Here is a 21,975-nt window from a genome sequence, read left to right as displayed (position 1 = left end):
CGATACTCTTTTTTTCTGTCATTATATCAAAAAAGCAGGTAGTTAAAAATCCGAGGATTTTAACTACCTGCTTTTGAATTAAGAGACTTATGTCACAGCCTCTGAAGGTGTTGATCAATTTGGTTAAAGGGCTAAACGAGCATTAGAAAATTTGGGAAAAAGTCCGGCCAATACCGGCAAAAAGCCGGCTAAACCAGTTTATACCGCCAGACTGGGTATGTTTTTTGGCTGGTTTTGCCACCGTTTCAGCAGCGGTCCCGGATTGTGTTGTTGCAGTCGGTAAGCCGGTATGCGTAAAACTCGTGGTGGTGACAGGTTGGCCCTTTTTGACGGGCAGACGGTCAGCGGTCAGTTTGTTTGTCACCTGAATCTTCTTTGGATCCTGACCGTTACGGTACCAGACGCGGGTCCGTTTTTCAGCGGGGTTGACCGTTACCTGGCGGCCTTTGATGTTATAGGTTTTCGGTGACTCGCTAACGGCCTTACTTTGCACCGTTTTATCCAAGTGTGTGATCAGGCCGTTCATCGCCGAAAAGGTACTTTGACTGCCAATAATAGTGGCGATGAGCTCACGGCCGTTGCGCCAGTACGTGACCGTCAAACATAAGCCGGCAGTTTCAGTATAGCCGGTTTTTAGGCCGGTTAAATGATTGCTGGCACGGTAGTAAAAACCCGGTTTCAGCATAGAATTAGCATTGTTCAGCGTTTGCTTACCCAACTTATAAGTTGCTTTATTGCTCCACTGACTAATTTGCGGGTAGGCTTTGATCAGGTGCTGGGCAATGATGCTAATGGCCTTAGCGCTGACTAAGTTTTGCGCCTTTGCAGAAGTGCCGTCAAGACGGTAGCCGTAGTGTTTCAAATCGGTGTTGTCCAAACCAGAGCTGCTGACAAAGTGGGCGTTGATCCCCCAAGCCTTCGCCTGGTGATTCATCATGGCGATAAACTTAGCGTTGTCTCCCTTGGTAACCGCTTGACCAAGGGCGATGGCGGCTGAATTAGAGGATGCAATTAAGGCGGCCTTATAGAGGTCTTTGACAGTGTACTGCTTGGAATGTTTAATTTTGAAGGAGCCTAAGCTGTAGCTTTTACTCATTTTGATCAGTTGTTTATTAACCGGAACCTTGTCGTTCCAATTAAGTTGGTGGTGCTTGATGGCTTGGGTAGTTAAGTAAAGGGTCATCATCTTAGAAAGGCTGGCGATGGGTAACTGCTTATCAGGGTGGTTTTCGTAAAGCGTTTGGCCACTCTTAGCATCCATAACGTAAGCCGACTTAACTTTTGTATAATCTGAAACTTGGGCGTTTTTTTTACTTTTCGCGAAGCTTGGACTTGATGGTGCAAGCGTCAGCAGCAAGCAAGCTAGCGTGATCAGTAGGCGTGAGACACGCTGTTTTGTGTGAGTATTTAAAATAACCGTTACACCTCCGTGACACAAAAACTGAGACTAGTATAGCAGAAAATAATTGCAGAAAGAGTTAAATTATAGCAAAGATTGGCATAAACGACGACAATAGCTGCTTTATAATATAAAATAGTAATATTTAATTATTACCATAGAGAATATCTTATTAAATTTAAAGACCCATAAAAAACGACCGTCTATTGGGGCGGTCGTCTTCTGAGAATATTCAATTAAACCATAATAGCTGTGGTTATCAAAAGAATATAGATTGGTTATTAGGTTATTTGGTATGACGATACTATAATCCAAAATGCGTGTATTTTCAACCAATTTAAGACAATGTTGTTGTAAAAAGTAAAAATACTATCGTATAATTAAAATTATTTAATTAAAATAATAAGTAAATTCTGATGTATTTTGAATTTGCTTTACCTACCGGCTTTTAATGATTAATGCTATAATTTTGCTTGTAAAATATGAGGGGGGCAGAGACCTGAGTGAAAGTAAGACCAATGAAACCAAGTGATCGTCAAGCAGTGGCGGCCATTTATTTGCGTGACCGTGAACTCTATTTCCCGTGGGTGGCTAAACCGAACCTCGCAGATTTTGACCATGATTCAAGCGGTGAGGCCCTCTTTGTGGCCGAAGTAAACGGTCAGATCGCGGGCTTTGCCAGCCTGATACGGGTGCTGGATTTTATTCATTTGCTATTCGTGGCACCGGAGTTTCGTCATCAAGGCGTGGGCCACGCATTAATTGAACGCATGCGGCAGGAAGCAATCGGTTCTTTGACGCTGAAATGTGTGATTAATAATGAAGCCGCACTAAAATTTTATGCCGGTGAAGGCTTTGCCATTAGGCGTGAAGACCGGATCGCGGTACCTGCTAACTACACACTGATTGATGTCAGCGACCGGGTGGCAAATAAGCAGTAAACGTTAAGCGCCTTCGCGGGAGTTTGGGGTACTAGGGACGCATGACACGATTTGAAAACCATCAAAAAGCGACGGTTTCCTTCACGGGAAAGCCGTCGCTTTTTGATGGCTGAGTTAAGATCAATTTACAGTTGTTGTGGCGCCGTTGGGTCAAAGTTGTGGTAGCCGCCATTGCGGTGAGAGTGGTGGCGATGGTGACCGTGCGGATGATCATTTTGATATTGAAGTTCTAATTGCTTGGTTTTTTCACGTTCGATTTGGAGTTTCTTTTTGTAAATATTCTTTTTGACATGACCATGAATCAGCATTGCCAGTGGGATCATTTGAATGGCCAGACCGGCAGGAATCAGCCAAGGGTTTTCCTTGATGAATTCAGCCCGTTCTCCAGCCAGTTTTGCGAAATCAATCGTAACCGTTTTCTTTGCCATAAAACCACACTCCTTTTGCCCTTATCATACCGTAAAGTTTCCTAAAATACAGGGGTAAGGACTAAAAATTTTAGGGTGTTAAGGCCTAGCCGCGATACTGCATTGCCAGTTGGCGATAATAAGTCAGTGATTGCGGATCCAAGCGGAGTTTTTCACTGAGCTGCTGGTCACTTAGATGAGGGTGCCGCAGTAAAAAGTCGAGAATGGCGCTTTGATATAACCGGGTGGGTGTCAGTGCAAACCCCAGCAATTTTTCATCGGGTTTTAAATACTTGTGCAGTCCCGCTGCGGTGAGGTGAGGATCGCCAGCTAACCGCTGTTTTAAAAACAAGTCCTGGCTGTGCTGACGTTCCTGAAGCGGGCGGATGAACTGCTGATAGTCCTGCCAGAAAGTTTGTTCACTTGGATTGAAGGACTTGGTGTCTAATTGCTGGTAAAAGCCAGGTGTCAAAAATTCTGTGACCGTATAAAAGCGACGGGAAAGCAGTAACGTGAGCCGCGTATAGACTGCTAGCTGCTGATTAGCCAAAATGGCCGGCATCAGGTGCAGCCATTTAGTAGTTGGCGCCTTTAAATCATCGTGGGACTTCCCCTTTAGCGTCAGTGTCGGATAGTGGGTGATCAAGTCATGGGTAAAGAGGTATTTGAAGTAAATATTAATGTGGGACAGCATTTTATTGTACGTGCCGTTAGTCACCTGACGCTGATTGACCAGCATAGCCAAGTATTGTTCAACGTCGCGATCCAGCAGTGTTTTCACCCGGTGATCAGCTTGATACCCAGCGTTAAAGTTGCTTAAAAAGTTAAACAGGTCAGTGAGAACGGAACGGTACTCGGCAATGGTAGGCTGGGCGAGTTCTTGCCGGTTAAGGTAACGTTCGAAAATTTCCTGGTACGGATAAGCATTCGAATGTGACAAGCCACCATCTCCTTTGAATCATGTTTAAGTTTATTATACGTTAAAACCTGCGCTGTGACGATGAGTTCGCCGCAGCGCAGGTTTTAAAATTAATGACTATTTAATTAAGCTAAGTTGTTTCCACAAACACAATGTTCGTTTTATCCATATCAACATCACGAACAGCATGGTAGCCGCTGAGATGCAGCTTAGTCGCCTTATTAGTCCCCTTCGTTGTATCCTTGACCGTGACGGTTTGAGTCATCTCGACGCCGGATAATTTACCGGCCAGTTTAATCAGCGTTTGATTCTTTTTGTCTTTCGTAAAGGTGTACTTAACGGTACCTTCCTTGTTCAGCGCGTTTGCTTTTTTAGCCGCGCTGTAAGACTTGTAGAACTTATCGACGTTGTACATGGTTGCTTTACCAGTATGTTTATCGAAAGCCACTGCTTCGATACCGGAGTTGCTCTTATGGTTAATTTTACCCGCTAGATACCAGAACCCGTCTCCTGATAGAACGGTTGACTTAACGTCCGTGTGTTTAGTCGTTGCGGGTTCGTTTTTAAAACTAGCCTGCTGATTGGATTTATTATTAGAAGATTTGCTGCCGCAAGCCGTTAGAAAAATGGCTAGAACTGCGACGAGACTCAGTAAGATTACTTTTGTCCGGGATCTTTTCATTACTAATCACCTCATTATTATGTGAATCGAGTATAGCAGTGCATGGCGTAATAACGCAAGTATTTGGGAGAGAGTTAAGAAAATCATTGCATGTCAGGTATCGCGGTAGCATGACAGAAAATAATTACCAATTTTTTTGAAAAATTAGAAAAAAGTGAGAAACAAAGTGTGAACAACATATTGTATAATAAGGGCATAAATTGGGGGAAGTTTTTTTAGGAGTGGTAGATGGTTAACCGCATTAATCATCTGTGATAATGACCTTGGAGGATTTATTTGAACGAAGGGAAGGATCTTTAATGAGTCACTGTATTGATTTAACGGGTCAGCGATTTGGACGGCTAGTCGTCCAAAAAACGGGCAAAAACGGTGGCACGAAACGGTAACGTTTGTTGGGAATGTCTATGTGATTGCGGTAAGCAGGTAGTTGTTGAAGGTTATGCCCTTAGAAAGGGAATCACCCGTAGCTGCGGCTGTCTAAGACGAGAAGTCTCCCGTCAGAATGCCTGTCATAATGAAAATTTTATTAATGCACAGGGTGGGGCATTAGTGGATAAAAATGGCATCGGCTACTCGTCACTGATTCGTTCCAAGCGAAATCATACCGGTGTTATTGGCGTTTCGTTTGATAAAAAATCGGGGACTTATATTGCCCGGTTAATGTACCATGGCCGCTACGTTTTAAACCAAGCTACCCGCTCTTTTGATGAAGCAGTTAAACTGCGCCGGCAAGCCGAACAGCAGTATTTTAATGTTAAGGAAATGAATGATTGATCCCGTCAGATTGGGTCAAACTGATAAGAATAAGCTGTCTTTCATTAGGCAATTGTGGCATCGCGCAACTGCTAGGCTAGACGATATATAACCTAAATTCGCACCATAACTCAGGTTCCAGCCGAATAACCAAGTAGCGACTGATTTCCAGTGAAGGGAAAACCAGTCGCTATTTGGTTATTTTTTAGCGGCTAGCTGAGATGATGACCGCTTTATTTTCACTACTAACTAGACCGAACGTATGTTTATTGATAAACTAAGACTAGTAGACAATGGGAGGTATTAATCAAAATGCCAAGACGGCGACGGAAACGTAACAGTAATTCATTTTTTACCTGGCTAGTCATTGCAGTAGCCATTATTGCGGGAATTTCAGCAACGGGGAGCGGCAGTCATTCCAATTCAGCGCCAGCGAATTCCGCAAGTAGTCAGACCACACTTCAAAAAAGGGCCAGTTCGGTCATTCAGTCTTTCAAGGGTCACCAATCTAACGAATCGACGAATCAGCCGCACGCCGATGGTCAGACTAAGGCTGATAGTACGGCTCAACTGGCGGCATTAAACTATCGCGGACAACAGGTCGTAAAGGTTAATAACGGGGTGCCGACCTTTACTAAAGCGGATCTTAGTACTTCAAAGGGTCCTTGGCAGGCGTACCACAATCTAGACGAATATAACCGGGTCACTGGTGCTGATGCCCTGTTATCAAAGTCATTGATGCCCCATTCGCAACGGGAACCGCTATACATTGATCCCACCGGCTGGCACAATAAGCGATTTACATATCAGGGGAAAACGGACTGGCTTTATAACCGCAGCCACTTGATCGGTTACCAATTTACTGGTCAAAATAACAACGCTAAAAATTTAATGACCGGTACCCGATCGCTGAATTCACCCGGCATGGAAGATTACGAAACCCAGGTGGCCACGTATCTCAAACTAAATCCGGCGAATGATGTGAGGTACCGCGTCACGCCAATTTTCCGGAATAATGAGCTATTAGCTCGCGGTGTGCAAATGCAGGCCCAGTCAATTGGCAGCAATGCGATCCGGTTTAACGTTTACATCTTTAATATTCAGCCGGGAGCTAAAATCGATTATGCAACTGGCCGCTCAACGGTGTCTAATGCTTCTTAAAGAAATGGCTTGGAGAAAAAATGAACACCTTTTAGGGAATGTTTAATGAATGCCGGATTTTTTCAAAAAATCTTAAGAATTGATTGAGCTTACCAGGTATTTTGTCTTATTATAAAATGTGTGCTTGAAAATTACTTATAAAATATAATTAATTTAGGAGGATTAACTTGAAACGGTTTATTTTAGGGGTCGTTAGTTTAATGACCTGTTTTATTTTGGGACAATCGTTGGTTGCCAATGCCTCGGTTAAGGTATATCACCAACATTCTACAGGACTCATTAATCACCCATCAAGAATGAGGGTACTCAATAACTCGAAGGTTAAATACGTTAAAGTAGTCAAACGGTTTACTCACATGAGAAAATCGCATAAAACCAATCAGATGAAGTCAGTTCGAGGCAAAAAAGTTACCTTTAAGACCCGGTACTTACTGCCATATCCCGGTAAAGGACATGAACATTGGGGCAATCCGCAATCCATAGCGGTGTCAAAGAGCGGCTATATGTACGTCGTTTATTGCCCAACCAGTACGAGGAATCGTGGCCGAGTCGTGCGTTTTAATATGAAGCGGTTGAAGACACTGGGAGTAAACAAGGATCCCAAATTGCTGCAGTCGGTGTACGTCAAGCATCATGGTAAATACTCAGCCAAACAAAAAAATCTTCAAAAGGCAATTAAAGCCGGCGGATTATTTGAAACGGGGCACGGTCAGTCGTTAGCCTATAATTCGAAGAATCATGGTCTTTATATGTGGCGGGATAATTTGGCTAAGGGCGCTGTACAGCCTTTAACAGGCGGGTATATTCAACATATCAGCACGAAAACGTTAAAACCGAATTGGGCTGTTAAGTTTCCCTTAGTTTCGCACGGATACATTCACGGCGGTCATTCACTAGCTTTTGATAAACATGGCAACGCCTATTTCTGGAGTAATCCAGGCAATGGCGTCAATGTTTATAAGGGTAAGATTTCTGCCCACCACGTTGCTTTCAGGAGAACGGACCAAGTATTTAAGCATCTGCCTGGGACACACGTTCAAAGTATGGGTTATAACCCTAAGCGTGGACGCCTATACTTAGTTTCTGATGATTCCGTTGCTAGCTTTCCAGCTAAACAGCTAAAGGGTCGCGGTTCAGTGACTAATCAATCTTTTGATTGGTCTGAGTTAACGCCAAAGCGAGAAACTGAAGGCCTTACCTTTGATGGCAGCGGCCACGGTTATTTACTAACTAACCATAGTCCAGAAGTCCTGGTTTCAACCACCGTTTATTAGCGGGTAAAAGGGTGAAGCTGTGGCATCGTGTGGTAGGTTTCAGAATTAACACCAAAAAGCGTCCTTCCGATGGTCTTGATCATGCATCGGGAGGACGCTTTTGGACGTTAAGTGGCTATGAATTGTGGAGCGGTAACAAAAACCATTTTCACGTTGTGTTTTTAACGGCGGTTATTATAGCGGTAAACACCATAGAGAATGATGGCCAGTAAGAAGCCAAAGCCAATCACTGGATTTTCACGGAATAACCAGTGAAAAATACGAATGGTGCCTAAGCCATGAATGCCGTAGATTGCCGGAACAATTGTAGAAAACATTTGAAACTTCCTTTCTAGGAACTAGCAATGTTACTTGTGCTATAATTTTCCTCATAATAGCATAATTGAACGGCTAAGAGGGAGAATTCTATGAATATTACCTTGACGATGATTGGTGAGGGTGTTTATCTCATCAACGTTATATTAGCAATTATTATTATCTTTAGGCAGCGACGCGATATTGCTGCAATTTGGGCCTGGCTGTTGGTACTCTTTTTACTGCCAGTAGTTGGGTTTTTGATCTACGCCTTTTTGGGTCGGCAGTTACCGAAAAATAAACTGTTTAAGGTCAAAAGTGACGTGCAGCTGCAGCTGGATGAACTACTGGCACAACAGCGTCAGGAACTGGGTAACGAAGATTTACCGGCCGATTTAGTCTCTAATTCAGTTAAGTCGCTAGTGACCATGTTTCAGACGGCTAACCACGCCTTTTTAGCACGGAAAAATCGGGTGCGTATTATTCCGGACGGCCAGCAGTTATTCCACGAAATGATTGAAGATATTGAACGGGCCCAAAGCAGTGTACATATAGAATTTTACGCCTTTAAAAACGACCGGATCGGTAAACAGATTCGCGACCTGCTGGTTCGTAAAGCCCAGTCTGGTGTTGAGGTCCGCGTCATTTATGATCCCTTTGGCTCAATCGGGGCGTTTCGGTCCTTCTTTAAACCGTTATTAAAAGCTGGTGGTTACGCTGAGCCCTTCTTGGCTCGTTCAGCCATTATGGATTTTCGGTTGAATTTTCGCGATCACCGAAAGATCGTGGTGATTGATGGAAAAGTGGGCTACGTCGGCGGGTTTAACATTGGTGATCAGTACCTTAGTCGAAGTAAAAAGTTTGGTTATTGGCGCGACACGCATTTAAGGATCACGGGTTCGGCAGTCTTTGGCTTGCAGGGCAGGTTTATTTTGGATTGGAACGCTACGGCTTCCCAGAGCTTATTGCCAGCTGATCACGTTGAGAACCGCTATTTCCCGTTAACTCATGTGAAGGGCGAAACCAACATGCAAATTGTCAGCAGTGGACCGGATTCAGATTTGCAGCAGATCAAGATGGGCTATATCCGCTTGATTCAGTCCGCTAAACGGCGGGTTTGGATTCAAACCCCCTATCTGATTCCGGATGATAGTGTGATGGATGCGATTCGGATCGCTGTCATGGCAGGGGTCGACGTCCGAATTATGATCCCTAAAATGCCCGACCACCCCTTTGTTTATCGCGCAACACAGTATTATGCCCATGAGTTTGCTAAGGATGGCGTCAAAATTTACTATTATGAGCGCGGGTTCATGCATGCTAAAACGATGGTTGTGGACGACCGGCTGGCATCGGTGGGTTCAGCTAATATGGACTGCCGCAGTTTTAAGTTGAACTTTGAAGTAAATGCCTTTCTTTACGATGAGAAACTGGCGGTGCGGCTAGCCGATTTGTTTGAACAAGACCAGCGTTTGAGTCGTTTGATGACGGCCGAAGCGTTTGATAAGCAGTCGTGGTATTTGCGATTTAAGCAGAGTTTCTGCCGGTTATTATCACCAATTCTGTAATGGAATTTAAGCTTCAAAAAAGCCAAACATTTTTCTTGTAATCGGTTACAAAATCAGTTATTATAATGTTGGAAGGTTAGATAAGACCAATTAGTTTTGAAAGTAGTATCGTTGCTGTGAAGCAACAAAGGCTCAGTATTTAGTGACACTAGACCAATAGAGCCGAAAGTAGAATCAAACGGGTAGTAGACTGTTTCCTTGTTAGGCTTGCTGAAGTATGAATTGAGGCATCGAATAACAGGAGATGGAATCGGTATTCGATGGTATCCCTCGAGCCGACAAGAGTACGAACCCCAACGGTTAAGATCCAAGATTTACCATTTGTTGGTCGATAACCTTCTACAGGTACGAAAGGGTCGTGAAGTTTGCGGCCGGTTTAGATACAGAAGTCACTTCCTGATAACGATGTTGGGGGGTGGCTTTTTTTAGTGCAGAGTGCGGAGGCAGACGGTTAGATAGCGGAGTGTAAGGCCACCCACCATAAATCCATGGGTCTGGGATTTGTGGTGGGTGGCCTTACATGCAGCTATCTGTCTGCCGGAGCACGTTTCAGCAATGTGGCATAAATCCATGGGCCTGGGATTTATGCTGGGGTGGCTTTATATGCAGCTATCTGCTTACCGGAGCACGTTTCGGCTATGTAGCAATCAAGGTTAAATCATTGACGGCCAAGCGTTAATCATATATTATTGGAATAAGTCATAATATAAAGAAGGAATAAACATGCTAACCCAAAAATTTCGTGACGTTTTAAACTATGAAGGGGTGGTTTCTGTTGTTACTTGGACCCCAGCAGAACCGCACATTACGAATACTTGGAACTCGTATCTCACCGTAACGGATGACGAGCGGATTTTAATTCCAGCAGCCGGCTTTACCCATGCTGAACAGGATTTGGCACAAAACGACCAAGTCTTATTCACGGCTGGTGCGCGCGAAGTTGAAGGACGTGACGGTTATCAAGGTACTGGCTTTCGCTTAACAGGTACTGCCAAGTTTGTTGATAACGGTCAGGAATTTGAACAGGTTAAAGCAAAGTATCCGTTTATTCGTAAAGTGTTAGAAATTACACCGACGTCAGCTAAACAATTATTGTAAAAGACAAAGGACTCACACTGAAAGCTTGTGTGAGTCCTTTAAATTACGCTTTTATGATGGTTTGCTTGGTCAGTACGCCTCTTGCATCTCGTATAAATGATCCGTAAATTCAATCAGGCGGGAGTCGTGAGTAACGACCACCACTGCTTTATGATGATCAGTAGCCAAACTTTTCAGCAGACTGCCAACAACTTTGACCCGTGGGCCATCTAAAGCGGCAGTGGGTTCGTCTGCCAAGATGATCGCCGGATTTGGGTAGAGGGCGCGGGCAATGGCCACCCGTTGCTGCTGACCACTGGAGAGTTCGCTGGGATACTTATGAAGCAGGCTTCTAATACCCAGTGTTTCAAGCACTTGATTAAGTTCTGCCTTGGTTAGATTTCCCTTGGGCTTGACCTTATCCACTAAGGTGAACTGGTCAGCAACGGTTAAATAGGGCAATAAGTGATAGGCCTGCAGCACAAAGCCGATAGCCTCTAACCGGAGTGCATCACGCTGTTTTTTGGATCGCTGATTATAGTCAATTCCATTGACGGTAACGGTGCCGCTAGTCGGTGTCAGCAGGCCGCCGATAATGGTCAAAAAGGTGGTCTTACCCGAACCGGATGGCCCCATGATCAAACTTAAGGTGCCGGATTCGGCTTCAAAATTCACATCGTGTAAAACGTGTACTTTGGCCGTACCCGAACCGAAAATCTGGTTAACGTTTTTAACGGAAAAAGCACTCATTGTCATTCGCCTCCCATCACTGAAACGGGATCAACATTCAAAACCGTTTTAACGGGGATCAAGCTGCCAATCAAAGCCATTACCAGGATTACTAAGCCAACCACGGCTAAAAGCGGGATATTAAACGCCATTGGGACCTGTGCCGGGATGACCAAACCAGTGACGGCGGTCAGGACCGTGCCGATGATCAAGCCACTGGCGACCAGCAGAAACGACTGGCTGATCGTGGCACCAACCAGTACTTTGCTAGGAATGCCCTGGGCGCGAAGCACTGCGTAATTTGGCAGCTTTTGCAGGGTTAAAATGTACAAAAAGACGGCGATAATGATCATCGAAATAACCATTAAGAAACCGATCATGAGAACGAAAGTTAAAATTTGTGCCTGATAACCCGGAAGCTTATTGATAATTTGCTGACGCGTATAGGTTTTGGTGCCATCTTGGTGAGACTGGTACTGATTGGTTTTAGAAGCTACAACGCTCGTTACGGGCCCCATTTTAATCCCCCGCAGCGCGCGCCACGTCCCCAGTTGACCGTAAATTACTGGGGTGACGTTGAGCTTTGCACGTTTAGTAAAACCGACAATGGTGAACTTAGTTTTGTCATCGTTTAATTTAAACGAATCGCCAAGCTGATAGCCCTTTAATTTTAAAGCATCATCAACGACAACTTCATGGGAATGGCGAACCCGGTGACCACTTTCCAGCTTGATTTTTTTGGCAATAAACTGAGTACTTTTCAGGCCGACAAAGAAGGCGGATTGCTGCTGATGACCCTTAGCTTCAGCCACAACGGGGGTCTCACCCAGGTAAGCCTCATTTTTGCTCAGCGTGCCGGCCTGTTTCTGAGTTAAGAAGGATTGACGCATGTCGACGTTAGCGTTAGAACTCAAGGTGATCTTGGCGACACCCCAGGAGTTGATTGCGTCGGTGTTTTCGCGGGCCATCCCCAATGCGAGACTGGTGAGGATAAAAATCAGGTAGCTGATCAGCACAATCATGGCGATGATCAGACCCGAGCGGAATTTTTCTTTTTTAATTTCTTTAAGAGCTAGAAACATAGCGCTTCTCTCCTTACTGTACAGATGCACTTTCTTGCTGATGTAACCATAAGTCATTTTATATTTTACTGCAACTAAAATACCCGTCTATCACTGATTTAACGGTGATAAACGGGTACTTTTTAAAATGACAAACGTAAGCTAATTAAATAATTTATTTAAATCAATTCGAAAACCCATCAGTACGAGCAGAATTGCGCCAACCGTCAGTGAGATAAATTCACCAATGGCAATCGTGCCCCAGTCCATCCAGAAAGTGGGCCAAAAAGCCGCGTTCCCGATCCAGGCTAGTTCCAGTGCGATGGTAAACATTGAAAAGGTGACGATTAAAACGCCAGCCACCAATTTGCCGTAGAAGTTGCGAATATGCTTAGCGACGTAGTAAAGCACCAGCATGGTGACAAAAGTGGATAAGCTGCCCCAGATAACGTCGATGATACCGTTGGGTGAAGCCAGATTAGAAATGGCAACGCCCAGTGGAACGGCGATCACGTAGCGCTTATTGTAAATCGCCAATAAGTTAAGCATTTCTGCCAGACGTACCTGGACAGCGCCAAAACTAAAGGCTGCCAAGACCGTCGTAATAACGACATAGAGTGCAGCGATAACGGCAACCTTGGCGATATCTGCCACCGAGTTGATGCCGAAGTGAGTTGTCTTAGAATTCATTGTAAATTCTTCCTCCGTTTTGAAATATTTGAATGCGTGCTGTTTACACAACAGTGGTATACATTACCGTATTTACCGTCTGATTTCAAGTTAGATTTCAGAATCAAATCGCCGTTTTAACTTGTTTTCGCCATACTGAAAAATTTCCTCAGGATCTAAATCGTATTGACTGCAGAGAATTAGTGTTTGGTCAAAAACATCGCACAACTCTTCCTTGAGGTGGTTGCGTAGTTCCTCCGCAGTAGCCTTATGTTCGCCAGGGTGATCACGACCTAGTTCTATGGTACGAACAACCTGAGTGAGTTCACCCATTTCTTCAGTTAAAAAGTTCATCCGAATCAGGGGATTGAACCGGTACCAGTTACGGCTTTCGTAAAACTGTTTGACCCATGCTTGGTGTTCTTGAATAGTCACAAAAATTGCCTCATTTCCCAGGAAATTTAAAACGGCGTCCCCACCAAAGGGAACCGCCGTTTTATTCTAATAATTGAATTGTACCACATTAGCCAGCTTGCAAAATCCAGAGGAAGATGACGAAGACAACGGCTAAACCATACATAATTGGACTAACTTCTTTACCGCGCTTAGCCGCAATCATTGATAGCGGATAAGTAATGAAGCCTAAAGCAATCCCATCAGAAATACTGTAGGTTAGCGGCATCCCAACTAGGATTAAAAAGGCAGGGGCGGCAACTTCAAACTTTTCCCAGTGAATGTTCTTCAAAGATTGCGCCATTAACGTCCCAACGATAATCAAAGCAGGAGCAGTGACCTGACTAGTGATCACGGTCAGCAGTGGCGAGAAGAATGAGCCTAACAGGAAGAAGATCCCTACGACCACAGCGGTGAATCCGGAACGGCCGCCAACCGCAATACCGGCTGATGATTCAACGAAGGCACCCATTGGTGAAGTTCCTAGCAGCGAACCAACGACCATGGTGGTGGAATCGGCTGCCAAAGCGCGGCCAATACGTGGAATCTTGTTGTCCTTAACGATGCCGGCTTGTTCGGTTAAACCAACCAGCGTTCCAGTGGTATCAAAGAAGGTGACCAGCAAGAACGTTAGTACGACCACGGCTAACTGCAGGGTATTAATGTGACCGACGTTCATCAGCGCAACACCAAAAGTGGAATGTAAGCTTGGTACACCGGAGACCCATTGGGTAGGAGCGTGAATCAAACCAGTTGCTAGTCCGATGATTACGTTAATGACCATACCGATAAAAATGGCACCGGGAACCTTGGCACTCATCAAAATAATGGTGATAATCAACCCGATAATGGTTAACCAAGTAGAACCAACGTGCAGTGAGCCCAGACCAACAATCGTTGATTTGTTAGCAGTGACTAAGCCGCCATCACTTAAACCGATGAAGGCGATGAATAACCCAATACCGGCACTAATGGCCATCTTTAGATCACGAGGAATGGCGTCAACCACCATCTCACGAATTTTAAACGCGGTTAAAATCATGAATAAGATAGAAGCAACGAACACACCAGCTAAAGCTGTTTGCCAAGGAATTTTCATTCCTAAAACAACGGTATAGGAGAAGAAAGCGTTGATCCCTAAACTAGCGGAAATGGCAATGGGGTAGCGCGCAACGATTCCCATCAAGAAACAGCCAAAAGCACTGGCTAAGGCGGTAGCCGTGAAGACAGCCCCCTTGTCCATGCCAGAAACCCCTAAAACGTTGGGGTTAACGAAAAGAATGTAGACCATCGAAATAAAGGTGGTTAAACCTGCTAGGAATTCCTTCTTATATGATGTCCCTAACTCATCGAACTGAAAGTATGACGCGATTTTTTGGCCCATAAGAATTAACTCCCTTATCTAAAATAATTGCTATAATGTTCGTGTTTCATTTAAAGAAACCAGATATTATAGTAACATTATTTTATATCGTTTGCAATATACGAATAATATTTATTTTAAAAAACAAATGTTCGGAATTTGCTGAAGAAAATAGTTGGAATATAGTGTAAAGTAATTACGGAAACTAACGAAATGAGGTTAGAGATATGACAAAGTGTTTAATTTTAGGCATCGATCAGCCAGTGGCGCAGTTGGTGGCTAAACAGCTGACTGGGCTGGAAGTGGTCGGCTTTTCTGAAGTTGATAAAAGCGCTGATTTTTACGTCGATGCCCGTAAAGCAGCTTCTTATATGGAAGCAGTTAAAGGAGTGGACGTCATCTACTCCGATTTCGTTGGAATGGATGTTGATTGGAAGTTAGAAGCCGTCTTCACCGCACTTCGAAAGCAGCAGCAAACCGTCAGAACCGTGATGCGCTCGGTTGCGGGTATTGATCAAGAAGTTGATGGCCCGCTTACATATTCCGGGATTACCGATGTTAAAGAGTTTCTCAAACAGCAACGTTATGGCATTAAAATTGTGGATGAGGCTGAGATGCCGTACACCGTCTTACGGCCGATTATCGATGATCAAGTTGGATCTGCTGAGGTCCAACTCATTAATGAAGGACAGCCGGTTCCAGTAAAACCGGTTAGCGTTGCAGCGTTTGCGCAGGTAGTGGTTGAGGAGATTCAAAATGGGACTCATGTTAATCAATCGATTGCAGTGGTAGGAAAATAGCGTCATTAAAAAGGCTCCCGAAACAGAATGTTTCGGGAGCCTTTTCAAGCCAGCGTTAATGCACCAGTTTAATTAACTTATAAATCACATAAAGTGTACTGAAGCCACAAATAGCATTGGTTGGAATCCAAACAAGGTTCTCTATGAGTGTAAGATCTGGAGCCACTTGCAGCGACCAAATGACAACGAATAGTCCAGCAAGTAACTCTAGCCAAGTAGGTACAGTTTTACGGCTATCCTCTATTAACAAGTGGAGAAGATGCTTTGTTTGCAGCAGATTCTTAAGTAAAATGAAGTTCAAAATTGAAAATAGCAGGCATAGTATTGCCTTAACATAAATGGTTACATCTAAAAAGAGTGTAGCCCCAGTTGCTACCAGCAAACTGATTAGTAGGATTAAAATCCGTTTTATTGATATGACCATGATTTATAATTGCCACCTTTAAATTGGAAAATATGTGCTTTTTAGGACGTGATGGTTGCTTTTCCCGTCATTATTTGTTGGTAATATGGTTGGAATGAGCTGCTAAGTGGGCAGAAGTAGTGCTACACCAACGGCGGGAGTTAAATGACTCCTCAAGCCGCTTCTTATTTCCACTTAAATCATCGGTCATGGTTCATCTTAGATAGTTTCCTTTTTTACGAGCATTGAGTACAATTAAGCCTATAGAAGCAAAGGCGTCTGTAACAGCGATTATAGACGTTAAAAGTGCTAGCCAAAGTGGATGATAGAAAATGGTACCGATTAATAAAATAAAAGTAATTGTGTCTAACGGTCTAAGGCGCCGATTCCAGTCATCATAAGGTTTAATAAATACTTGTGAAGGTTTTGCAGGTTTCATTGATGTACCTCTATTCTGATTTTCGTTCAAAAAAACGCCCAACGATGCTGTCAGAACGCTTCTTACTCCTTAAAGACATCTATCATGGTTCATTTTAGATAGTTTTCCTTTTTTACGAGCATTAAGTACAATTAAGCCTATATCAATCGATATGTTTGCAATAGTAATTACAGATGTTAGAATCGCCAACCACAGTGGGTGGTAGAAAACCGTAACGATTACTAGAATTAATGAAATAGTCCCCAAAGGTTTAAATCGTTGATTCCATTCGTTGTAAGGTTCAATAAACACTTTTGAAGGTTTTATAGGTCTCATCGATGTTCCTCCACTATTTTATTAGTTTTTAACTTTGATGAACGTCTAGTGACGCATTTCAAAAATTCACCATTTTTGAATGACGCAACCGCCTGAAATTGAGGTTACATTTTATTACTAGGACGCGCGAGGAACGCTTAAGTTACACGAGTTTACGTAGGGTTTACGCTGTAAAAATGATAAGCAATATCAAAAAGCACCTCAATTTTATATAGCTGCGTGTCATTATAGTTATTGTTTAATATGCCGCCAGACTTTAGGATCTAAAATAATTGCCACTAAAATTAACAAACCACCAATCGCTTTGGTCGTCAGCGTGTAATTGAGTCCGAACCCTAGTAATAATATTCCTAGACAAAAAATAATGTTAGATAACATTTTTTGCATTTCTACTCCCCATTCATTAATTCCGTTTTGATATTGTTTTAAGCGCTTCTTACTCCTTATGGTCATCTATCATGGTTCTTCTTAGAGAGTTTTCTTTTTTTACGAGCATTGAGTACAAGTAAACCTAAATAAGCTAAAATATTTACAAAAAAACTGATTGAGGTTAGGACTGTCAGCCAAAGTGGATGATAAAAAAAGGTAATAAATATTAGAACCAAACCAATCGCCGCCAGAGAATCAAGACGCCGGTTCCATTTATCGTAAGGCTTAATGAACACTTTTGAAGGTTTTCTAGATTTCATCGCTAGTCCTCCGCTATTTTATTTCTTTTTTCTTTCCCCCCGCCTTAGAAGAATGCAATAGCATAGCAATTCTTCTAAAATTGGTGAAGCTACTCATCTACATGAGCGTAAATCTAATATAACGCTAGAGTAGCGCCTTGAATAGAAACGTGGCGTTTACTTAACGACATGTAAACTAGAAGTAGCCTTGGACGACAGGTGTTCATTTTAAACAAATGAATACCTATAAAGGCTTTGAGTAATACTGCTATATGTTATTATCAAATGGTTAATTAATGTAGCAGACAACGTGGAGGTATGTTATGCAGGAAACTTTAGGGGCACGCTTGCGTGAGGCACGAAAAAGTTCTGGATTATCGCAAAATGATGCCGCAACCATTATGCACATTTCGAGGCAATCATTTTCAAAGTGGGAAAACGACCGTGGCTACCCCGATATTGATAACTTAGTCTTTTTAAGTCAGTTGTACGATGTGTCTGTCGATAGTCTTTTAAAGGATAATGATGAGATGAAGGCTAAGATTGGCGTAAATAATATCGAGATCCATGAGAAGCCAAAACAGTTAAAAAAAGTGAATCGAAATCTATTTCAAAATCGCGATGAAGGTTTGATTTTAGTCATGTTAGCTCTCATTTCGGCAATTGTCCCACCGGTCGGGATACTACTACCAGTATACGTGATGTGGCGAAACAGTCGCTATAACAGTCTTTATAAGACAATCTACTTAGTTTGTGCGGTAGTGATACTGATTAGTCTTTGGGGTACTGGCATTATTGTATCCGACAATTTTTTTGCACCGCAGACACACGTTTATAGAGTGAACTAGTTGGTCGTTTCATTAGCGGCTAAACAACTTAAAGAAGCCTCCCGAAACAAATCTGTTGCGGGAGGCTTCTTGTCATTAATTAACTGATTTACTTATTTAACCAAACGCGCATTTGGCCATTTTCACGGTTAGCCCATGCATAATAGGGCACTAAGGTCAGCTCAGTTGACTGGGTGGATTGGTCTGACTCTTCCGTATACAGAGGACCATCATCGCTATCAAGTTGAACTTGGTCTGCGTTGACTTTAACCACTTCAACACCGTTTAGCAGTTTATCCTCATAAGCGCTGCTTGGCTTTGTCTTGGTGTCCACTTCATACGTCCAAAGTGGGGCTGGATTATCGGCTTGTTCAGCAGCGTAAACAATTGGGCCGCGCTGAACCGCAACCTTACCGAAGTCAGCACTGGCACGGTTGTTTGCCCGCATGAACTTCACGCGCATATCCAATGAAAGATCAATCGTTGTCGACTTTTCAGTAATATCAAAGTAGATAAACCCATCTTTGACTGGTTGGGTAGCAGCCTTGCTATTGACTTCTAAGCCAAAGTCAGCCGACCAGCTCGGAATTCGGAGACCTAATTTAAAGGTTTGGCCATTAGGATTTTTAATCTCATAGTGGATATCGCCATTCCATGGGAAGCCGTTACTTTGATTAATTTCGATACCGTCGTCAAACTGAGCATCATTAGAAATGAACTGGTGAGATAAAATCGTGTTATCCTCAGTCACCGTGTAAAGGTACTGATCAACTGATGTAATGAGCCGTGCTAAGTTAGCAGGGCAGCAGGCACAGCCAAACCAGTCAGCCCGGTGGGTCAGTACGTGAGACTTACCTGGATTACCCTTGCTGGCTGCCGGATCTGCTTCCAGTGGATTGACGTAGAAGAAATGTTTACCATCTAGCGCCATGCCGCTTAAAGCACCGTTAAAGAGTTCCTTTTCCAGAACGTCAGCGTATTCACCCTTTGCCCGGATCGAAAGCATCTGCCGGGCGAAGAACGACATTCCAACGGATGCGCAGGTTTCACCGTAGTCAGTGTCATTAGGTAAATCGTAATCGTAAGTGACGGCTTCACCAGTGGTGGTTTGGCCGATATTTCCGGTCACGTACATTTGCCGTTTGACCAAATCGTTCCAGAATCGGTCGCAGGCATCAAGCAAGGTTTGGTCATGTGTGTAACGGGCAACGTAGGCCATCCCAGTGCACAGGTAAACAACCCGGACTGCGTGTCCATGGGGCACTTTTTGATCCTTGATCGGCTGTGCAGCCAAGTAATATTCACGTTTGAAGGCGCGCATGCCCGGAATCAAGTCACGATCTGGCGTTTCACCGTCTGCTTTGATCTGTTTTTCAAAGAATGCTGGATCTTGACCACGCTGATTCAAAAAGTAGTGGGCTAATTCCAGATATTTTTTGGTGTGAGTAACTTCGTATAAGCGAGCTAATGCGAGCTCAATTTCAGGGTGACCATCGTAGCCAGAAATCTTGCCATCATCAAGGCCAAAGTTGCGGTCAATGCAATCAGCCATGCGGGTGGCAATGTCTAAGGCCTTTTGATTACCGGTTTCCTGATAGTAGGCTACGCCGGCTTCAATGTAATGGCCCATGGTGTAAAGCTCATGAGACTGCTGCAGGCGTTTGAACTTTCGCTCTGGCGCGTCAATTTGAAAGTAGGTAGATAAGTAGCCATCGTCATCCTGTGCTTCAGCGATCAGATCAACTAGCTCATCGGTAATCTTTTTTAAGTCTTTATTCGGATGATAGCTGAAAGAATATGCGGCAGCTTCCAGCCACTTATAGACGTCGGTATCTTGGAAGGGGAAACCATAATGGTGGCCCTTCATTTTACCGGCGGCAATTTTCAAGTTGGCAACAGCGTGACTGTTCTTGTCTTGACCATTATTTTGCGGATCTTCCGCGATTGCAATATCAGCTTCATCATTCATCACTTGCCACTGGTAAGGTAAGACCTCTTTAACGACGAGTTCGCGATAACGTTTCCAAAAATCAGAGGTGATTTCCACGTGTTTTAATTTGGGCGTTGTAAAAACTTGCATTGTAATTCCTTCCTTTCAATTCTCTTAATTAGTTAGCATTTTCAGCAGTTTGGGCTTTTTCTGCGTTTCGTTTAGCTAAGTCAGCTTTAACAGTTGGTTCATGATTTTCCCACTTACGGTAGACGACCATGAGAATCAAGCTAATGGCGTAAATAGCTACGGGAACCCAGATAAAGGAAACGTGAATACCAGTTAAACTTGCTGCTGTCTGGTGAGCACGAGCAGCAGTAAAGCCAAAGGCCTTCATGATCATTGAAGCGATGAAGGAACCAAAGCCGGAACCCATTTGAATACAGAATGAAGCACCAATGGCAGTTAAGAAGCCGTTAGCCCGGATGCCGGTCTTCCATTCACCAAAATCAACGGTATCACCAACCATGGCGAAGAACATCGTGCAGGCACTACCAGAACCAATACATGCGAGGCACCAGCCAATCAAAGCTGAGGTAACGTTAGTACCCGCGAAGCCCATCCAAATCTGACCAACCATTGTTAAGCCAAGCATGAAGACGGTCGTGCCCCATTTGTGTAAGTATTTAGCGAAGAACGGTACGGATGCCATCCCTAAGACTTGGATAATGGAGAAGCCGTTGAAGAATGAAATAAAACCTTTGTCGTTTAAATTATACTGGAAATAATATGGCAGTGCTGAGTTACGGACAATGAAGGCTGTCCAGTAAGTTAAGTTAGCCAATACGATCAGAATCCATGGCCAGTTTCCCTTAGTGGCTTTCAAACTTTCCCTGATTGTAATGATTTTTTCTTCTTCAATGTTTTTTTCACGCATATCGAAGAAAGCGATAATCAGTAGGATAAAGGCAACGATGGCATAAACACCAACGGCCAATGACCAGCCGCGCTGCTCGTTACCATGACCCAGTAAGCCGGCAAATGGAATGATGAAAGTAACGGCGAAGAAGTTACCGACGTTACCTAAAACCAGCCGGATAGAGTTGGCAGCCATCCGATCATCAGAATTAGAGGTCAGGTTAGGTAAAACTGACGTAATTGGTGTCGACATAGCGGTATAGGACAAGTCGGCTAAAATGTACATGACACCCGCATAGAGAATTTTTGCGGTTCCGCTCAGAGCAGGTGTGGTGAACAGTAACCAAACAAAGACGGCAAATGGCAATGACATCCATAGGAACCATGGCCGGCTCTTACCATATTTACTGTGGGTGTGGTCAACCAAGATCCCCATGACGGGTGCCCCAATTACATCGAAGAACCGTCCTAGGAGTAACAGTCCCCCAGCAGTACCAACACCGATGCCGAATACGTTAGTGAAGAAATACAGCATGTAACTACTGATGATGCAGTAAAGCAAGTTCCCAGACATATCGGTAAAGCCATAAGTTATTTTCCGGTGCCAAGGTAACCGGTCGTTATTAAGTAACTCACTGGCAGCGTTGGCGTTTGGATCAACGTGATTTGCATTTGCGCTCATAATTAAAACCCCCAAATTTTATAGTGGTACTTTGATACTTAAAAATAAACCTAAAAATTGCTAACCCTTTTGAAATGCTCGCTAAAACACAATTGCAAACGATTTCAAATTTGGTACCTTCTTTCAAATCCGGATTAAGTTTCTGTGCACAATTAAATAGTAAGCGTTTTCAAACAATCAAAAAAGGGCTATAATGGCAGAAAGAGTTACTAAATCCGACTAAACTAATATTTTAGACTTAAT

The 21,975-nt window shown here is 43.6% G+C and carries 24 protein-coding genes; 8 read left to right on the top strand and 16 right to left on the bottom strand.

The annotated features are described in order from the left end of the window. Positions 1 to 142 precede the first annotated feature (142 nt). Positions 143 to 1,357, bottom strand: a complete 1,215-nt coding sequence (locus CES81_RS09860) for a D-alanyl-D-alanine carboxypeptidase family protein (RefSeq protein ID WP_089121624.1) — start codon at positions 1,355 to 1,357, stop codon at positions 143 to 145. Positions 1,358 to 1,902: 545 nt separating this feature from the next. On the opposite strand from CES81_RS09860, the gene CES81_RS09855 reads away from it, so the two are divergent. After that, positions 1,903 to 2,340, top strand: coding sequence for a GNAT family N-acetyltransferase (locus tag CES81_RS09855; RefSeq protein WP_225356379.1), 438 nt, complete (start codon positions 1,903 to 1,905; stop codon positions 2,338 to 2,340). Positions 2,341 to 2,465: 125 nt separating this feature from the next. Here the strand turns inward: CES81_RS09855 and CES81_RS09850 are convergent, their stop codons facing one another. The 3 genes from CES81_RS09850 to CES81_RS09840 form a co-directional block, all read right to left on the bottom strand. Next, the gene (locus tag CES81_RS09850) at positions 2,466 to 2,768 is read right to left on the bottom strand and encodes a transposase (protein WP_089121622.1); all 303 of its coding nucleotides are present in this window, start codon (positions 2,766 to 2,768) and stop codon (positions 2,466 to 2,468) included. An 85-nt stretch (positions 2,769 to 2,853) separates the two neighbouring features. Further along, positions 2,854 to 3,687 (bottom strand): phage integrase N-terminal SAM-like domain-containing protein, encoded by an 834-nt coding sequence (locus tag CES81_RS09845; RefSeq protein ID WP_089121621.1) that lies wholly within the window; start codon positions 3,685 to 3,687, stop codon positions 2,854 to 2,856. A 109-nt stretch (positions 3,688 to 3,796) separates the two neighbouring features. Further along, positions 3,797 to 4,348, bottom strand: coding sequence for a hypothetical protein (locus CES81_RS09840; protein ID WP_089121620.1), 552 nt, complete (start codon positions 4,346 to 4,348; stop codon positions 3,797 to 3,799). Positions 4,349 to 4,897: 549 nt separating this feature from the next. Between CES81_RS09840 and CES81_RS13675 the strand changes: the two genes are divergently transcribed. The 3 genes from CES81_RS13675 to CES81_RS09825 all read left to right on the top strand — a co-directional run bounded on the left by CES81_RS13675 (position 4,898) and on the right by CES81_RS09825 (position 7,536). After that, entirely contained in the window at positions 4,898 to 5,122 is a 225-nt protein-coding gene (locus CES81_RS13675) for a hypothetical protein (RefSeq protein WP_225356378.1), read from the top strand. A gap of 291 nt (positions 5,123 to 5,413) precedes the next feature. Further along, the gene (locus tag CES81_RS09830) at positions 5,414 to 6,262 is read left to right on the top strand and encodes a DNA/RNA non-specific endonuclease (RefSeq protein WP_089121619.1); all 849 of its coding nucleotides are present in this window, start codon (positions 5,414 to 5,416) and stop codon (positions 6,260 to 6,262) included. Between the two features lie 167 nt (positions 6,263 to 6,429). Then, positions 6,430 to 7,536 carry a hypothetical protein gene (locus tag CES81_RS09825; RefSeq protein ID WP_225356377.1) on the top strand — a complete coding sequence of 369 codons (1,107 nt, stop codon included), beginning with the start codon at positions 6,430 to 6,432 and terminating at the stop codon, positions 7,534 to 7,536. Positions 7,537 to 7,697: 161 nt separating this feature from the next. On the opposite strand, the gene CES81_RS13535 is transcribed toward CES81_RS09825, so the two are convergent. Then, positions 7,698 to 7,853, bottom strand: a complete 156-nt coding sequence (locus CES81_RS13535; protein WP_180949781.1) for a hypothetical protein — start codon at positions 7,851 to 7,853, stop codon at positions 7,698 to 7,700. 90 nt (positions 7,854 to 7,943) lie between these two features. Between CES81_RS13535 and cls the strand changes: the two genes are divergently transcribed. Together cls and CES81_RS09815 are read left to right on the top strand one after the other, a co-directional pair. Beyond that, the gene (cls, locus tag CES81_RS09820; RefSeq protein ID WP_089089403.1) at positions 7,944 to 9,398 is read left to right on the top strand and encodes a cardiolipin synthase; all 1,455 of its coding nucleotides are present in this window, start codon (positions 7,944 to 7,946) and stop codon (positions 9,396 to 9,398) included. Between the two features lie 723 nt (positions 9,399 to 10,121). Next, positions 10,122 to 10,496 carry a pyridoxamine 5'-phosphate oxidase family protein gene (locus CES81_RS09815; protein ID WP_089089404.1) on the top strand — a complete coding sequence of 125 codons (375 nt, stop codon included), beginning with the start codon at positions 10,122 to 10,124 and terminating at the stop codon, positions 10,494 to 10,496. Between the two features lie 69 nt (positions 10,497 to 10,565). On the opposite strand, the gene CES81_RS09810 is transcribed toward CES81_RS09815, so the two are convergent. The 5 genes from CES81_RS09810 to CES81_RS09790 form a co-directional block, all read right to left on the bottom strand. Further along, the gene (locus CES81_RS09810; RefSeq protein ID WP_089121618.1) at positions 10,566 to 11,225 is read right to left on the bottom strand and encodes an ABC transporter ATP-binding protein; all 660 of its coding nucleotides are present in this window, start codon (positions 11,223 to 11,225) and stop codon (positions 10,566 to 10,568) included. 2 nt (positions 11,226 to 11,227) lie between these two features. Next, a complete protein-coding gene (locus tag CES81_RS09805) occupies positions 11,228 to 12,286 on the bottom strand; it encodes an ABC transporter permease (protein ID WP_089121617.1) in 1,059 nt (352 codons plus the stop codon). Positions 12,287 to 12,427: 141 nt separating this feature from the next. Next, positions 12,428 to 12,955, bottom strand: coding sequence for a QueT transporter family protein (locus CES81_RS09800; RefSeq protein ID WP_089121616.1), 528 nt, complete (start codon positions 12,953 to 12,955; stop codon positions 12,428 to 12,430). A 90-nt stretch (positions 12,956 to 13,045) separates the two neighbouring features. Further along, the gene (locus CES81_RS09795) at positions 13,046 to 13,369 is read right to left on the bottom strand and encodes a MazG nucleotide pyrophosphohydrolase domain-containing protein (protein ID WP_089121615.1); all 324 of its coding nucleotides are present in this window, start codon (positions 13,367 to 13,369) and stop codon (positions 13,046 to 13,048) included. Positions 13,370 to 13,457: 88 nt separating this feature from the next. After that, a complete protein-coding gene (locus CES81_RS09790; RefSeq protein WP_089121614.1) occupies positions 13,458 to 14,771 on the bottom strand; it encodes an NCS2 family permease in 1,314 nt (437 codons plus the stop codon). Positions 14,772 to 14,977: 206 nt separating this feature from the next. Between CES81_RS09790 and CES81_RS09785 the strand changes: the two genes are divergently transcribed. After that, a complete protein-coding gene (locus CES81_RS09785) occupies positions 14,978 to 15,550 on the top strand; it encodes an NAD(P)H-binding protein (RefSeq protein WP_089121613.1) in 573 nt (190 codons plus the stop codon). A 617-nt stretch (positions 15,551 to 16,167) separates the two neighbouring features. Here the strand turns inward: CES81_RS09785 and CES81_RS09775 are convergent. From CES81_RS09775 to CES81_RS09760, 4 genes are all read right to left on the bottom strand, one after another. Next, a complete protein-coding gene (locus tag CES81_RS09775; RefSeq protein ID WP_089121611.1) occupies positions 16,168 to 16,392 on the bottom strand; it encodes a hypothetical protein in 225 nt (74 codons plus the stop codon). Between the two features lie 69 nt (positions 16,393 to 16,461). Then, entirely contained in the window at positions 16,462 to 16,707 is a 246-nt protein-coding gene (locus CES81_RS09770; protein ID WP_089121610.1) for a hypothetical protein, read from the bottom strand. 231 nt (positions 16,708 to 16,938) lie between these two features. After that, positions 16,939 to 17,094: a hypothetical protein gene (locus tag CES81_RS13530; RefSeq protein WP_180949780.1), complete on the bottom strand. Its 156-nt coding sequence runs from the start codon at positions 17,092 to 17,094 to the stop codon at positions 16,939 to 16,941. Positions 17,095 to 17,156: 62 nt separating this feature from the next. Beyond that, complete coding sequence (locus tag CES81_RS09760) at positions 17,157 to 17,396, bottom strand: hypothetical protein (RefSeq protein WP_089121608.1); 240 nt, start codon at positions 17,394 to 17,396, stop codon at positions 17,157 to 17,159. Positions 17,397 to 17,698: 302 nt separating this feature from the next. Between CES81_RS09760 and CES81_RS09755 the strand changes: the two genes are divergently transcribed. Then, entirely contained in the window at positions 17,699 to 18,223 is a 525-nt protein-coding gene (locus CES81_RS09755) for a helix-turn-helix domain-containing protein (protein WP_089121607.1), read from the top strand. Positions 18,224 to 18,311: 88 nt separating this feature from the next. On the opposite strand, the gene CES81_RS09750 is transcribed toward CES81_RS09755, so the two are convergent. Both CES81_RS09750 and CES81_RS09745 read right to left on the bottom strand, forming a co-directional pair. Continuing rightward, entirely contained in the window at positions 18,312 to 20,282 is a 1,971-nt protein-coding gene (locus tag CES81_RS09750; RefSeq protein WP_089121606.1) for a glycoside hydrolase family 127 protein, read from the bottom strand. Between the two features lie 28 nt (positions 20,283 to 20,310). After that, entirely contained in the window at positions 20,311 to 21,732 is a 1,422-nt protein-coding gene (locus CES81_RS09745; RefSeq protein WP_089121605.1) for an MFS transporter, read from the bottom strand. Positions 21,733 to 21,975: the final 243 nt, after the last annotated feature.

It is taken from the genome of Secundilactobacillus pentosiphilus (genome assembly GCF_002217985.1).
Taxonomy (GTDB): Bacteria; Bacillota; Bacilli; order Lactobacillales; family Lactobacillaceae; genus Secundilactobacillus; species Secundilactobacillus pentosiphilus.
The sequence above is the reverse complement of the archived record's forward strand: the minus strand, read 5'-3'. Positions and strand labels throughout refer to the sequence as shown.